General features: G+C 36.0%; 16 protein-coding genes. 3 read left to right on the top strand and 13 right to left on the bottom strand.

The genetic code is table 11. The features are described 5' to 3' along the window. Window positions 1-141: 141 nt before the first annotated feature. Genes ACJMLD_RS00250 through ACJMLD_RS00265 form a run of 4 tightly spaced genes read right to left on the bottom strand, consistent with a single transcriptional unit; the run spans window position 142 to window position 3,644 of the window. Complete coding sequence (locus ACJMLD_RS00250; RefSeq protein WP_405266847.1) at window positions 142-714, bottom strand: FmdE family protein; 573 nt, start codon at window positions 712-714, stop codon at window positions 142-144. A 6-nt stretch (window positions 715-720) separates the two neighbouring features. Continuing rightward, window positions 721-1,524: an ABC transporter ATP-binding protein gene (locus ACJMLD_RS00255; RefSeq protein ID WP_405266849.1), complete on the bottom strand. Its 804-nt coding sequence runs from the start codon at window positions 1,522-1,524 to the stop codon at window positions 721-723. Beyond that, window positions 1,515-2,528: a FecCD family ABC transporter permease gene (locus ACJMLD_RS00260; protein ID WP_405266851.1), complete on the bottom strand. Its 1,014-nt coding sequence runs from the start codon at window positions 2,526-2,528 to the stop codon at window positions 1,515-1,517. The genes ACJMLD_RS00255 and ACJMLD_RS00260 overlap by 10 nt, the downstream gene beginning before the upstream one ends. A gap of 9 nt (window positions 2,529-2,537) precedes the next feature. After that, window positions 2,538-3,644, bottom strand: a complete 1,107-nt coding sequence (locus tag ACJMLD_RS00265; RefSeq protein WP_405266852.1) for an ABC transporter substrate-binding protein — start codon at window positions 3,642-3,644, stop codon at window positions 2,538-2,540. Between the two features lie 278 nt (window positions 3,645-3,922). On the opposite strand from ACJMLD_RS00265, the gene ACJMLD_RS00270 reads away from it, so the two are divergent. Further along, window positions 3,923-4,330, top strand: a complete 408-nt coding sequence (locus ACJMLD_RS00270; protein ID WP_405266854.1) for a pyridoxamine 5'-phosphate oxidase family protein — start codon at window positions 3,923-3,925, stop codon at window positions 4,328-4,330. 27 nt (window positions 4,331-4,357) lie between these two features. Here ACJMLD_RS00270 and ACJMLD_RS00275 read toward each other — a convergent pair whose 3' ends face one another. The 6 genes from ACJMLD_RS00275 to ACJMLD_RS00300 form a co-directional block, all read right to left on the bottom strand. After that, the gene (locus tag ACJMLD_RS00275) at window positions 4,358-5,077 is read right to left on the bottom strand and encodes a carboxymuconolactone decarboxylase family protein (protein WP_405266856.1); all 720 of its coding nucleotides are present in this window, start codon (window positions 5,075-5,077) and stop codon (window positions 4,358-4,360) included. Between the two features lie 28 nt (window positions 5,078-5,105). After that, window positions 5,106-6,287 (bottom strand): MFS transporter, encoded by a 1,182-nt coding sequence (locus ACJMLD_RS00280; protein WP_405266858.1) that lies wholly within the window; start codon window positions 6,285-6,287, stop codon window positions 5,106-5,108. Window positions 6,288-6,379: 92 nt separating this feature from the next. Continuing rightward, on the bottom strand, window positions 6,380-6,595 hold the full coding sequence (locus tag ACJMLD_RS00285) for a hypothetical protein (protein WP_405266860.1): 216 nt from the start codon (window positions 6,593-6,595) through the stop codon (window positions 6,380-6,382). Window positions 6,596-6,702: 107 nt separating this feature from the next. Continuing rightward, entirely contained in the window at window positions 6,703-8,541 is a 1,839-nt protein-coding gene (locus tag ACJMLD_RS00290; RefSeq protein WP_405266862.1) for a YhgE/Pip family protein, read from the bottom strand. A 148-nt stretch (window positions 8,542-8,689) separates the two neighbouring features. Continuing rightward, entirely contained in the window at window positions 8,690-8,803 is a 114-nt protein-coding gene (locus tag ACJMLD_RS00295) for a symporter small accessory protein (protein WP_369814535.1), read from the bottom strand. Beyond that, window positions 8,803-10,413 (bottom strand): sodium:solute symporter, encoded by a 1,611-nt coding sequence (locus tag ACJMLD_RS00300; RefSeq protein ID WP_405266864.1) that lies wholly within the window; start codon window positions 10,411-10,413, stop codon window positions 8,803-8,805. Before ACJMLD_RS00300 ends, ACJMLD_RS00295 begins: the two co-directional genes overlap by 1 nt. Window positions 10,414-10,651: 238 nt before the next feature. On the opposite strand from ACJMLD_RS00300, the gene ACJMLD_RS00305 reads away from it, so the two are divergent. Both ACJMLD_RS00305 and ACJMLD_RS00310 read left to right on the top strand, forming a co-directional pair. Next, a complete protein-coding gene (locus tag ACJMLD_RS00305) occupies window positions 10,652-11,953 on the top strand; it encodes a phenylacetate--CoA ligase family protein (RefSeq protein WP_405266865.1) in 1,302 nt (433 codons plus the stop codon). Between the two features lie 8 nt (window positions 11,954-11,961). Beyond that, window positions 11,962-12,393: an amino acid-binding protein gene (locus ACJMLD_RS00310; RefSeq protein WP_405266867.1), complete on the top strand. Its 432-nt coding sequence runs from the start codon at window positions 11,962-11,964 to the stop codon at window positions 12,391-12,393. Between the two features lie 389 nt (window positions 12,394-12,782). On the opposite strand, the gene ACJMLD_RS00315 is transcribed toward ACJMLD_RS00310, so the two are convergent. From ACJMLD_RS00315 to iorA, 3 genes are read right to left on the bottom strand one after another with little or no spacing between them, the layout of a single operon-like run. Further along, entirely contained in the window at window positions 12,783-13,061 is a 279-nt protein-coding gene (locus ACJMLD_RS00315) for a hypothetical protein (RefSeq protein ID WP_405266869.1), read from the bottom strand. 54 nt (window positions 13,062-13,115) lie between these two features. Continuing rightward, window positions 13,116-13,700 carry an indolepyruvate oxidoreductase subunit beta gene (locus ACJMLD_RS00320; RefSeq protein ID WP_405266871.1) on the bottom strand — a complete coding sequence of 195 codons (585 nt, stop codon included), beginning with the start codon at window positions 13,698-13,700 and terminating at the stop codon, window positions 13,116-13,118. A gap of 4 nt (window positions 13,701-13,704) precedes the next feature. Further along, on the bottom strand, window positions 13,705-15,597 hold the full coding sequence (gene iorA, locus ACJMLD_RS00325; RefSeq protein ID WP_405266873.1) for an indolepyruvate ferredoxin oxidoreductase subunit alpha: 1,893 nt from the start codon (window positions 15,595-15,597) through the stop codon (window positions 13,705-13,707). Window positions 15,598-15,704: the final 107 nt, after the last annotated feature.

The raw sequence follows: 15,704 nt of genomic DNA on the forward strand, positions 1-15,704 counted from the left end.
TTATTAAAAAATAAATTAATGGATAAATTAATCTTTAAATCATAAATAAAATAATTAAATACAACTAAACAAAAAAATAGTAAAAAATATCAATGAAAAATAAGAATAAAAAAATTTAAAGATTAATTTAAAAACATGTTATTAATCTTCAATTAATTCATAATAGGATCCTTCAGCACAGGATCTGCATAGCGGTCTTCCGCCCCTAAGCACATGACGGCCATCAGATACTTTTTCACCGCAGACAGAACAGAATGTTGTAGTGTAAGGTTTGCCCGGCATGTCTCCTGGAGACAATTCAATCTTAACTTTATCCACTTTAAACAACTCTTCAGGAGGAGTGCGTCTAAAGCGAGCAATCATTTCCTCTTTTGTTTCCTCATCCTTGAATTTTTTGTTTGCATCCGCATCAGTAATCCTTAAAGCCTCGCCAGTATCAGTATTATAAAATGTAGCTGCGAATTTTCCATAATACATTTGTTTCAATGTTCTTTTACCCATGGAACATCCTGTAACGGATTGAACCGCATCAGACATGCATCTGTCAATTTCCAAAAATACAATTAGATTTTTATGTCTTTTATTTAGCTCCATTCCAAGAAGTTCAAGACCATACATGGCCAATTTAGTGCCAATAGCTATTCCACCACAGACATGACCATGAAAATTAGCCGCTTTTGTTAACTGTTCATCATACTCTTGTTCGTTCATCATATCACCTTATAAATCCAATTTCAAGTTTGTTTTTAAAGGCACACATACCTTTCTGTTATTATCCAACTCAATTAATTTGACATCAATTGAATAAGCTTTTTTTAAGTTACTTTCAGTTACAACTTCATCTGGACTTCCAAAATCAATGAATTTTTTATTTTTCATTATTGCTACTTTAGTTGAGCTTAAAAATGCATGATCCGGAAAATGTGATGACATTATAATTGAAAGACCTGCTTTTGACAAATTATCAATAATCTCTAAAAGTTTAATCTGGTTTCCGAAGTCCAAATGTGAAGTTGGTTCATCTAATATCAATATGTCAGGTTTTTGACAAAGGACTCTTGCTAAAAATACCAATTGTCTTTCACCACCACTCAAATTTGTATATTCCTTATCTTTGAGATGATCAATTCCTAGAGTTTTAAGGGAATTCATTGCAATTTCCATATCCTCTTTTTTAGGAGAATCTGTTAAATTCAAATAAGGAGCTCTTCCCATAACCACAACATCTAGAACCTTAAATGGAAAAGACGGAACATGTGATTGCGGAATGTATCCTATATGAGTTGAAATCTCCTTAAAGGATATTTTTTTAATAGATTTTCCATTGATTAATATTTCTCCGGAATCAATATCGTGCAGACCATTAAGGCATTTTATTAATGTTGTCTTTCCAGTCCCGTTTGGTCCCAAAATACATAAGACATCACCCCTGTCAATGGAAAAGCTGATATCTGAAAATATTTCATCGCCATCATATGAAAATGAAATATTTTTAACTTCAAACAATTTAGTGTCTAAGACCATTCTGAATACCCCTTTTTAAGTAGATATAAAAATATTGGAACTCCAATAATCGCCGTTAATATCCCTATCGGAATTTCAATTGAAATTACTGCACGTGAAATATTATCAATAAGCAACAGGAAACTAGCTCCAAAGCTCAGGGAAGCCGGAATCAAGATTCTATTGTCGGGGCCCACAATCATACGAGTCATATGAGGTATAACAAGCCCAATCCAACCGATAACTCCACTGATTGATACTGCTGCTGAAGTGAGCAGTGTACAGCCCATTATAATTAATAATCTTACTCTTGAAGGATTTAAACCCAAAGATTGTGCTTCCTCATCCCCCATTGCGAGCAAATTCATATGCCATCTTAAAGCAAGCAGAATTGCAAAGCCAATAATGATAGGGATTAGAATCATTATCAATTTATCCATAGTAACGGACGCCAGACTGCCCATTAGCCAATAGACAATTTCAGGCAATTTATCATCAGGGTCAGCTATAAACTTAATGGCTGATATTAATGCATTGAAAAAAGCGGAAATTGCAACACCTGATAAAACTAATATCAATATTCCGCCTGCTTTGTAAGCTCTTGAAATTAAGTATGTAATGGATACTGAAATCAATCCAAATAAAAATGCAAAAATCTGAATTACCGCATTAGAACCGCTTAAGATAATTGCAAGAGCCGCTCCAAAACCAGCTCCATTTGACACACCGAGCAAATCTGAGGATACGAGAGGGTTTTTAAAGATGCTTTGAAATGCCGCTCCTGCCATTGCAAGGGCCGCACCTACAACAATAGCAGCAATAATCCTCGGAAGACGTATTTCAAATACTATTGTTGTTATTGTTGGAGAGACTTCCAATTGCGGAAAAATTGGACATAAAATTGTACTTACAACATCGACCGGACTAATCGGATATCTTCCAATTAGAAAAGATGCGAAAAATAAAAGAATTGGAAGAAAAATCAAAAGTACAATACTAATAATTTCCTTTGTATCTTCATTCATGAAAATCCTCTATAAATTTGACTCCTTAAGTCCTGAACCTAGTAAGATATCTTTTGCGTCATCATCACTTAAATCAATGTGATAGAACTCGCTGTAGAACTCTTTTGTAGCATCAACCATATCAATATCCTTATAGTCTTCCGGATAAATTACCTTTGCGGTCCATGGAACACCAATAATCATGTTTGCACCAACCGGCCTATCAAACCATTTGAATGGAGACTGTGGTGAAACATAAACTTCCTTATTCTGAACTGCCTTGATATGAGCCCAATTTGAGTTATTGTAAACATTATCATAGAAATTCTGATTGTTGGTGATAATGATATCCGGATTCCACTTGATTATCTGCTCAATTGACACTTGTACACCGCTTGTTGTATTTCCCTGATTTAGGGAATCCGCTACATTTTTTCCGCCAATCAAATCAATCAACTGGCCATGGGTTGAATGGGAAGGACTTGTCTGTAGCCCATCATCACCGTATGCATAATAAACAGTCTTCCTATCGCCATCAGATAGCTTAGATGATCTGTCATGAACAATGTCCAAGTATTTATTATTGAAGTCATTAAGCTGATTGGCCTTATCCTCAGCACCAACTACCTTGCCTATAAATGAAATGGATTCACCTACCTTTTCAACATTTGTTGTGTCTTTAACTGCAATTACAGGTATTGTGCCGAACTTTTCTTGACGTTCATCGACTGTTGAGAGATCGCCATCCCCTCCTTCATCAATGGATTCAATTACAACATCAGGTTCTGCAGCTATAAATTCCTCATAACTACCATCTTGAGTTCCATACCAACCACCGACAACAGGATAATTTGCATATTGGCCTGGAACATATTTTAACTCGCCTTCTGTCCATTGGAAGTTAACTGCTTTTAATTTATCGGGAGCAATCATATACAGCACAGTAGTCATTGGCGGAGAGGTTGCCACAACATTATCAACTTCTGACGGAATTTCCACACTCCTATTAATCATATCAGTTACATTTTCATGATTGCCACTCTTAACGCTTGAAGGAGTCAAGAACAAGTGAGTGGCCAAACCCAAACAAACCAATAGAATCAATATTAAAATAATTACTTTAACTTTCTTTTCCATTTAAATCCCCAAATAAAATAACATTCGATAGGAATATATATTCATTAAGTTATTTAAATAACTTTTCAAAAAAAATATATCCATATTAAACTAATTAATATGATTTATTTATAGTTTTAAAATAATATAATTCTTAATATCGAAATTTAAATTATTTATTGACTAATAATTTAAGAATAAAATAAATATTTACGTTATTATAATATTTACCATTGAATGAAAAAAAATAAAAACATAGAAATATTAAATCAATTTAATATAAAACCAGAGGTGTAAAAATGTCAGATATACAAAAAGTAGACGAACTTTTAACAAAAGCACAAGTATTTTACCTTGCAACAGTAAATGAAGACAAACCAAAAGTAAGGCCTTTAGGTTTCCACTTATTATTCGAAGACAAAATCTATTTCGGAGTAGGAAAACATAAAGACGTTTACAAACAAATGGAAGCCAATCCAAATGTGGAAATAGCTGCATGGGACGGAGAACACTTTTTAAGATACTACGGAACAGCCGACTTATCCGGAAATGATGCGGTTGTTGAAAAAGCATTTGAATTGATGCCTGAAATAGCTGAAGCATACAAAGCCAACAACTGGGAAATGGGAGTATTCTTCCTCAACGATGCAACCGCCGAATTCAGAAACATGTTCGCAATTGAAGAATCCTATGAATTCAAATATTAATGTTAAAAAACATTAATATTCCTTTTTTTATTCGCAGATTTCATTAACTATCGCCAATGCATTTAATGTCCTTGGAAAACCAATATAAGGCATTATTACAGTAATTGCTGAGACTAATTTCTCCTTTTCATTGCCAACACTTAGGTTACCCTGGGTATGGCCTCTGAGCTGATTTTCACATCCTCCCAAGGATGCAATGAAAACAAATGTAATCAATTCCCTTTGCTGATCATCCAAACCATCGCGAGTGTAGAAATCACCAAAACAAAATCCTTCTAAGAATCTGTTGAAGTGCTGTTGACCATCCGGAGTGTTGTCATTCATCATCTGAATCATTTCAGCTCCAAAATACCTGTCCTGAAGTTCGCGGCCTTTTTTGTGCCTATTTTGAGGATTTGTATTTGATTGCGGCACTAAGGGATAATCGATTCCTTTCTTATCAAAGACCTTAGTTACGACGCCAAAGAAGTTGTGGGCTCTTGCAAAGCCAACATAAGGAACGGACTGGTACAATAATTCCTTTACCTCTATTGGAGAGATATCTTTATCTAAAGCAGATCTTAAAATCTTTTTAAATGCTTTTGGTGATTGGCATGCAATCAAACAAGCCAAAGTCACCAGAATGGATTCCTTTTCTGTCAATGTTGAATATTCAAAGACTTCGCCATAAGCAAAATTCTTAAAAATTTCATAAAATTCAGGGTCATTCTTTTCAAATTTATTAAAATACTTGAATAGGTCATTCATGAAGATAGTTTAAAAAGGAAAGTTAATATTATTTTCTAATCTTCAAAGCATACAGGCAAATCGGCAATGCCAATATTGTAATTATTGATGATATGAAATACAAAGGAGCATATCCTGTGCTGGCGGATACAAAGCAGCCCAACAATGCCGGTCCGAAGCCCATTGTCGCATCACAGAATATGAAAAATGTTGAAAGCGCATAGGAACGGCGCTCTTGAGTGGAGTTTCTTGTAATTATAGTGGTGCATGCAGAGTTGAGTGTACCGAATCCCAATGCGGTGCCCAATGCACATAAGACAACAGTGACAGTAGATGGAATCAAAGCAATCAGCAGAAGCCCAATGCTTTGCGCTACAATGCCCACTACACAGACAATCAAATCTCCTCCCCTGTCCTGGATTTTACCTGCAACAGGCCTTGATAAAACCAGAATAACCGAATAGATTATGAAAAACCATGAAAAGATGCCAGTTAAATTGACTTCAACTGCATAAAGCCTGTAAAAGGATAGAATTGAAACATAACCCAGACTTGTAAGGGCTGTGAATAATGAAACTGGAATGGCCTTAAACTCTAAAACCCTTTCAATGCCAGAATAGGTGATTCTTTTAGTATCAGATGAATCGTTTACCGGGTCATGGTGGCTTACATCAATGAAATACATGCAAATCAATGCGATAGCTGAAAATATGCTGGCTAATAAAAAACAGCCCGCCGAACCTGCAGCATCATATGCAAAACCACCAATGTAAGGGCCTAAACCAACGGCCAATGTAGTTCCAAGCATAAAGTACCCGAACGCTTCTCCAAAACGCTTTTGAGGAAGAATTGCAGAAGCAATAGTTACGATTGCATTTGCTGAGGCTCCAAAGCCGATTCCATGAATGAATCTGATGATAATCAATGTTGTAACGTCATTTACCAAGAAGTATAAAAGACAGACTAAAAAATGAATGCTCATGAAAATCAATGCAATCCTTTTCCAGCCAACCCTTTCAAGAGCATCCCCCGAATAGACTCTTGAACAAAGCCCTCCAAAGACATATATTCCAGATACAAGCCCTGCAATAGTGGCAGTTGAGCCCATAGATGTAGCATACTCAGTTACGGTAGACATGAGCGCGTACATAACTAGTGCCGTGAACAATAATGCTCCAAAAATTAGGAAAAAGGATTTTGTAAAAATTTTTTCAGATTCATTTGATGTCATTGATTAAAAATTTTTACTTTGATTTATATAAATTTTATATTTTCAAATTTGATTTTAAAAAAAAAGAAAAGAAGAAAAAAATAATATTTTTCTTATGCTGCCATTTCGTGTGCGTCATATGCTGCATAAATGGCATAAAGTAGATTTAAAATATAAACGAGCCAATCCTTAAAGATTAATGATGCAATTATAGCAATTACAATAGCAATCACGAAAAATATTATACCTTTTTTAATATCACCAGCAACAGCTTGACCTAATCCAGGTATGATAAAGGATAATACAGCAGGGATTAAAGGGTGTACCATAATCTTACCTCCATTTAACTAGTTATTATTAATATTGGCAGATAGTATTAATAAACTTTTCAGTTGATAACCTATTCAAAAAAATATAAAAAGAAGTTGAAAAACTTCTAAAATAGTCCACTTTCCTCTAAACATTCTTCAAAGTAATGTGCAGTATGGTCCGCCTTTTCCTTAACGATAATGGCAACAATGACAGTTAAGATTCCCATAGCCAAAAGAATCACCAATGCAGGTAGGTAATTGGACCAAACCAAACCTAATTGCGCTTCGCGTATCAGAGTAATCGCATAAGTCATCGGCAGGTACGGATTAAGCACCCTGAAAATCGGATCCATAATTTGAACGGGATAAATTCCACCGGTTCCGGATATCTGAATTACCAGAAGAACAATTGCAATCGCCTTTCCGACATTTCCCAATGCGGAAGCCAATGAATATATGAATACCATAAACACTACAGAGACTATCAGCGCCGAAAGTATGAATAACGGCACATTATCGACATATATTCCTAAAATAAAGGCACCTATTAATGTAACGCCAACTTGAAGAATGCTCAACACTACAAATAAAGCCAATTTGCCGAAATACATTTCAAGCGGAGAATATTTGGTTCCTTTGCTGATTCCAGTTTTCAGCATTGCGCATGAAATCAGAGCACCGACCCACATGGACAATACCAGATAGAATGGAGCGACCTGGGATCCGTAATTCGGAACCGGGAATAGCTCATGTTTATCTAATTTTACAGGTGCCAAGAAATAATCTCCAAGTATTGTTTCATTGATGCCTGTGATGCCTGAAAGTGAATTGGCAGATGACCCTAAGGCGGCTGCTGCTGAATATAGTGCCTGTGATGCTGAATTTCCAAGCAATTGTGCGCCTGCTGCGAGACTTAACGAACCTTCCGCAAGGTCAACTGACCCGCTAGCCAAATCACTTGCACCTTTTGCAACATCACTGGAACCGTTTGCAAGCCTTGATGAACCTTCCGCAAGGTCAACTGAACCGTCGGCCAATTCACTGGAGCCTTTAGCTACTTCACCACTGGCATTTGCAAGTTTAATATTCCCTTCCGCATAATCTTTCATAGGTCCTTCAGGCATTGTAGACGGGTCAATTGCTGATTGTAACTGTTTTGAACCCTGTTCGACTTCACTTGCACTTTGCTTTACAACGGATGAGCCCTGTTTTATTTGGCTTGCACCATCATTGACATCTGATGCTCCTTCTTGCACTTGACTAGCGCCTTCCTGAACTTGACTTGCTCCGTCCTTAACCTGGCTTGCGCCTGAAGATACCTGGCCTGCACCTGAAGATATCTGTGCCGAACCCGCCTGAATCTGGCTTCCGCCACTAGCAAGTTGGCTTGCACCTGAAGAGAGACCTTCCTGCAATTCACCAAGCTTTCCATAAGCTGCAATATTTATAATTTCAACAATTTTTGCATTTAAAGAGGTATAAACTGAATTTGCAGCGGAATCAGTTAATTTAGCTGCAACCGGATTTGCCTTAACATTTACGATATACTCCAGTTTCGCTTGTTTAGGGTCATCGCCCATAATTGAAACGACATTTTCACTCAGATTCTTGGGCAGTATAATGCCCGCATAATACTCGCCGCTATAAACACCGTCCCGCAGTTCGTCTTCCGTTACAAATGTCCAATCAAATTTATCATTCTTCTTAAGTTCTTTGGCCAATTCATTTCCAATGTTTAACTGATTGCCCTCAAAATCTGTTCCATTATCCAAATTGGCAATGGCAAAATCCAAATCGTCTGTTTTTTCATAAGGATCCCAACATGCCTGAATATTTATAAGTGCATAAAGCGAAGGCACGATAATTATCCCAATCAAAACAAGCGATACGATAGGATTTGAAAATGCTGACTTAAAATCATCTCTAATAATTTCTATAATATTTCCAATATCTCTTCCGCTCATTTAATACCCCTTTTTAAAAAACAATTGTTTAATTCTACTTTAATATTTGTAATTTAATTATTATAAAAATTATGTTACATAAATCTAATTTATTAGTAATTTAAAAAGAGAATATTAAGCTTTAAAAAAAAGAAAAAAATAAGGAGACCTAATCTCCCTTATTCCAATTTATAATACCATAAACAACACATAAAAGTGTAGATAAGATAATTCCGAGATAGACTCCCCAAATCCAAGGGTCTTCAATTCCTAAAATCATCATTATGCATCACTTCCTTTAGTGTCTATATTTTCAAATGACTTATCGATAACCTCTTGGGCAGGAGGTTTTGTAAGCAGACTCACAACAATAGTGAATATTGCAGAAATCGGAACGGCAATCAACATCACATCAATGAACGGCCATGGTGCTGCTGGGATTAATGTCTCTACACCACAAATGAATTGGCATAAACCAAGTCCTACTGCAGTTTTCTTGAATACGAACACCATCCAGAAAAGACTTGTCAATGTTCCGGACAATATTCCCGCAATAGCTCCAAGTCTTGTAATTCCTTTCCAGTAAAGGGCTCCTAAGAACACCGGCAGGAAAGCCGCAGCACAGATTTCAAAGAATAGGCTTGTTCCGAGTGCAACCACACTTCCAGGAAGTGAATATGCCATCACTAATGCCAGGATAATAGCTATTAGAATACCGACTCTTGAAATGCTTACCTGATCCAGTTTCTGTTTGGACTTATCCCTTATTTGTCCATAAATATCCACACCGAATGCAGTTCCTTGAGTGTGCAATTGTGAAGATATTGTTGACATTGCCGCTGCAATCAATGATAACAGGAAGATGTAGACAAACCATTCAGGCAGCGCCATTGTGATGAATGTCGGAATGACCTTATCAATGTTTCCGCCGACCACATCCACAGCAATTTTGCCTAATGTATCATAGAAATATACGTTTGAAAGTGATCCTACGATATATGCGGTGGTAGGCATGATTGCGATGAAAATACCTCCAATCAAGACAGACCTGTTCAATTCCTTATCTGATTTGACTGTCATGAATCTCACAATCAATGAAGGTTGGGCGAGTACCCCAATACCCACACCGATAAGTGTTGAAGATACTAAAGACCACCAGAATGGAGTTCCGAACTCTGGGAATGCCGTCCAGCCCGTACCTCCTGTTGCCAGAGCATCTGCAGGATATAAATTAACCATATTGGTCAGTGCAGTGTTTGCGGTATCCACTCCTCCAAGTATCCAATATACAAATACAAGCAAGAATATCATTGCCACAACCATGATGGTTCCTTGGAGCGCATCAGTATACATTACACCACGAATACCACCGAACAATACATAAAATGTAATGATGATTGATAAGATGAGTAATGCAATACTGAAATCAATCAGCAATGATGATTCCAAAAATCTTGCAGCTCCAATCAATACTACAGCTGCATAAAGTGGCATTGCACAGAAAATAATCAATCCTGAGAAATAATGAATAAATTTACTGTCAAAACGTTTACCTAAAAACTCAGGGAATGTCAAAGAGCCTAAAGAGTGACCCATCCTACGAGTTCTTTTACCTAAAAATACGAATGCGATGAATACCCCAATAATAATGTTCAAGAATGCTAACCATAAAACACTCATACCATATTCACTGGCAACTCCTCCAAAACCAACGATAGCTGCTGTCGAAATAAATGTGGCCCCATAACTCATTGCCATAATAAATGGGTGTGTGTCCTTACCAGCAATCATAAAGTCTTCAGAGGAATTAGTTTTTTTGTATGCATAATAACCTACAAAAACAAGTGCGAATATGTAGATTATAAATACAATTGCTAAAATCATTACGTTCATAAATAATTACCTCTAATAAATATAACAGAATTATACAATCAATATATATAGTATAAATACATATATAAATATTAGCATAAAGATACATTGATGTACATTTTTGTACAACAACACCATTTAAATGCTATTTTGCGATTATTTGTACATTATAATAATAATATTAAAATAAAATTGCATAATTATATATAAATCAAATTCAAAATTTAAACATGTTTATAAAAATTGAAATAGGGATAATATGTTTTGGGATGAAAAAGCCGAATGTATGAGCAGAGAAGAGAAAGAAGAATTGCAACTTAAAAGGCTGCAAGAAACTGTAAAATTGGCATATGAAAATGTTGAATTTTACAAAAAAAGATTTGATGAAATTGGTCTAAAGCCAGAAGACATTGAAACTCTGGAAGATATCGAAAAAATACCATTTACAACAAAAAGCGATTTGAGAGAAGCATATCCTTTGGGTTTGCTTGCAGTTCCTCGTGAAGAGATTGTAGAAGTCCATGCATCATCCGGAACAACCGGAAAACCAACCGTAACTGCATACACCCAAAATGATTTGGACATTTGGGGAGAATGTATTGCACGTGGGCTTAAAATGGCTGGTGCAGAAAAAGAATACATCATTCAAAATGCATATGGATACGGATTATTTACCGGAGGATTCGGAATTCACCATGGCGGAAATCGAATGGGCGCAATTACAATTCCCATTTCTGCAGGAAACACTCAAAGGCAACTTGATACAATGGTGGATTTCCAAAGTGATATCTTAACATGCACCCCATCCTATGCAATGTATCTCGGAGAATCAAGAGAAAAGGCAGGAATTTCCCTTGATGACATCAATTTGAAAATCGGTATCCACGGTGCCGAAATGTGGACCGATGAGATGAGAAAAAGAATTGAAGCATCCCTTGGAATAAAAACCCACAACATCTACGGATTAACTGAAGTTATGGGTCCAGGTGTTGCTCAGGAATGCGATGAGCAAAACGGAATGCACATTCAAGACGATCATTTCTACCCTGAAATCATCAACCCCGAAACTGGAGAAACCATCGGATATGGTAAAAAAGGAGAGCTTGTCCTAACATCCCTTACCAAAACTGGAATGCCTATCCTAAGATTCAGAACAAAAGACCTGACTTCTTTAATAGAAGAAAAATGTGAATGCGGAAGAACAACAGTGAGAATGACTAGAATCACAGGTAGAAGCGACGATATGTTGAAAATCAAAGGTGTTATGGTATTCCCATCACAAATCGAAAAGGCATTGCTTAAGATTAAAGGTATCAGCCCTAATTACATGATTCATGTAACAAGACCAGATATTCTGGATGAAGTGGAAGTTAAAGTGGAGGCTTCAAAAGACTTGTTTTTCGATGAAATGAAAGAAATGGAAAAAGTGGAAAAACAGATTCAATCATCCATCAGGTCAGAAACCGGCCTTAGAGTGGATGTGACAATCTGTGAACCTGAAACACTTCCAAGAAGTGAAGGAAAGGCTGTTCGTGTAATTGATGAAAGGAATTTTGACTAGGTGATAAAATGGCAGTGAAACAAATTTCAATTTTCGTAGAAAACAAAGAAGGAAGGATTAAAAAAGCTATTGATACATTAGGAAGGTCAAACATTAACATTCGCGCACTTTCAATAGCTGACACTAGCAAATATGGAATTTTAAGATTAATCGTTTCTGATAATGAAAAGGCAATAGAGGCATTGGAAAATGATGGTTTTATTGTAAAGGAAAATGAGGTCATTATTTTAGCAGTTCCAGATGAACCTAATGGATTAAATTCTACACTAGCTGTATTCGATGAAAAAGGAATTAACTTAGAATACCTATATGCTTTTGTAAGCAGCAAAACCGATGAGGCTATTGTGGTTATGAGATTGGAAAATATGGAAAATGCTATTGAAGCACTTGAAAATAGCAATGTTAAAATATTAGATGAGAACGATATTAAAGAAATATAGAAAAGATTTGAATCTTTTCTACAATTTATTTTTATTTTTTATTTCAATTAATTTTTCCAAGGAAACATCAGTTATTGGCGATTTCTTCAGGCATTTCTCCAGACTTTAACAAATTAACTATTATTTTTTCTATACCTGCTCGATACCTTCATCTTTACCATCTTTATACTTGTTTTCACCATATTCAAGAATTAGACTCATTCTACCACCCAACAAATCACAAATATGGATAAATATATTAAAAATAGACTATAATAACCTTTATATTCAAATCAAAGCATGTAATTTAAATAATTTGGTTTTTTCGAGTAAATTTTATAAAATGAGAGCAATAAAACTAAATGAAAGCAATTTTATAAAAATTAAAAAAAATAAGTAAAGAAAAATAGCTAGAACTCTTTTAACATTTTAGCTATATCTTCTCTTGAATAACCTAAGCGGACAAATAGGCTTTTAATTGGTTCACTATCTGGAATAGTGCCTAATTCCTTCCAACTTTTAAAATCATTTTTCATTATACTGTTGATTAAAAGCTGAATAGTAATCAAATCATCACTTTTAATTGCTATAAATGCATCTACATCTCCAAATACATTTTCAGGATCAATCAAGGATATTTTTCCATCCTTATCTTTTTTTATAATAGCATTGTCAATTTTGTAAGCCATAATACCACACTTTTATTATCTAATTAAATTTTTAGTTTAAATAGTATTTAAAATTTAACCTTTGATGGATTTGTATCCACTCTCTATTGCTTTTAAATTCATGTCGTGGAATTTAGGTTTTAGATTATTTTTCATTGCATCAATGACTGATTCCTTTGTTAGCGGGAATTTGTCATCGGCAGTGACAGCACCTAAAAGAACCATATTCAAAGATAAAACGCTTCCAGCATCAATAGCCAGCTTTGTCCCATCAATCGGAAGAACATATTTGAAATTTTCCTTCAAGGTTTTGGTTATGCCATCTACACTTGGATAAGGTTTATTGGTTGAAGACGGTATAATCGGATGAGTGTTATAGACAATCTTTGTATCGCTGTTTACCTTGTCAAGACCTCTTATTGTTTCAATCGGTTCAAAAGAAAGCAACATATCTGCACCTTTTTTAGGAATGATAGATGAGTTGTATCCACCTATCTTTAACTCGGTTGATACGGATCCTCCCCTCTGAGACATACCATGAATTTCACTCATTACCACATCCAAACCCTGATTCATTGCAGCTTCGCCAATGATTGTTGAAGTCTTGATAATTCCCTGACCTCCAACACCGCAAATATAAATATTATAATGATTATCCATTTTCTCACCTACCTGCCTCTAAAGCGCCATATTTACAGACCTGAATACAAACATTGCATCCGTCGCATTGTGCTGCATCAACAGTGATTTTTCCATTGATTTTTGAAATTGCAGGACATGCAAGTTCACTTACACATTTATCGCAATAGTTACAATTACCTTCAACAAAGTTAACTGGAGGCTTTTTAGTCAAGCCTTTGATTAAAGTACATGGGGCCTTTGATACGATGACTGCAGTATCATTTCTCTCAAATGCCTCTTTATAGGTTTTTACGACCTGGTCCAGGTTAAATGGATTGATTACACGCACATAATCACATCCGCAGGCAATGGCCAATTTGCGAATTGACACCTCAGGTGCCTCATCACCCATCCCATCAATCGGAATGCCCGGATTTGGCTGACCGCCAGTCATTGCAGTAATTCTGTTATCCAAAACAGTCAAGACAAAATTGTGTTTGTTGTGAACTGCATTGATCAATGGAGAAATACCGCTGTGGAAAAATGTGGAGTCCCCAATGAAGCTTGCTACCTTCTGGTCGGTTGAAACCGAAAATCCGCAGCCGTCCCCGACACTTGAACCCATTGACAGCAAGTAATCGGCGGCATTGTAAGGAGGATTGATACCTAAAGTATAACATCCGATGTCTGATGCGAAAATCACATCTGAAGTTTTGAGGCCCAACTCTTCAATGGCCTTGTTTATTCCATAGTACATTGCTCTGTGAGGGCATCCTGCACATAGGACCGGAGCGCGGGACGGAATGTCTTCGCTTAATTTCTCTAAACTTTCAGAAAATCCAATATTTTCATCATCCTTAAAGTTCAATATTTTATTAAATCCTTCTGCCACAACATCTGAATTGAATTCGTGATAAAGAGGGAATGTTCCATCTAACTTACCATGTACGATAACATCAAGCTGCTTTGCGCCAATGCAAGCCAACACATCCCTTTCAATTATCGGATCGACTTCCTCAACTATGAATACTTCATCCAAATCTTTTAGAAATTCAGCCACCTTATCCTGTGGGAAAGGATATGAAAATCCTAATTTTAAAATATCAACATCCAACTCATTGAATTTGATAACATCATGAGCATAATTATAGGCGCTGCTTGAAGCGATGGCGCCATATTTTTTATCACTTGAGAAATCAATTTCACAGTTGAAATCGCTTTTATTGGTTAATTCTTCCAATTTATGAATCTTATCCCATAACCTGACGTGCATATCCCCCGCAAATGCAGGAACCGGAACGTATTTTGATGGATCTTTATTGAAGTGACCTCTCTTCCAGTGATTATCATTATTTGATGAATTATCCTTAACATCTCCAAATTCGACAACTCCCCTCATGTGAGATACGCGAGTGGTTGTTCTGACAATTACCGGTAATTTGAACTGTTCGGACAAATCAAATGCATATTTAACCATGTCCTTTACTTCCTGACAATTGGAAGGTTCTAAAACAGGCACATTTGCCAATCTTGCATAATTACGGGTGTCCTGTTCATTTTGAGATGAAAATAAAGATGGGTCATCAGCAGACAAGATAACCATTCCCCCATTGACTCCGGAATATGCGGTTGTCATGAATGAATCGCTGGCTACATTCATGCCTACATGCTTCATGAATGTAAATGACCTGAGTCCTGAAGCGGCTGCAGTAGCTGCAACCTCCATTGCGACCTTTTCATTAGTAGAAAATTCAAAATAAATATTGGCATCCTTAGCCAATACTGATAATACATTTCCAATTTCTGATGAAGGAGTTCCTGGATATGTCGCTGCAATAGAAACACCTGCCTCTATAACACCTCTTACAGCAGCTTCATTACCTAGCAAAAATTGTTTTTCACCAGACCCTCCTGTGACTAATTCTTTTAAATTCATTATATTTTCCTCAAAAATATCGTTAATAACAATATATTATATAGTACATCAATACTATAAATATTATAGTATAATATTTTACAAGCTTTTAAAGATAGAGGGATAAA

It is taken from the genome of Methanobrevibacter sp. (assembly GCF_045112895.1).
Lineage (GTDB): Archaea > Methanobacteriota > Methanobacteria > Methanobacteriales > Methanobacteriaceae > Methanocatella.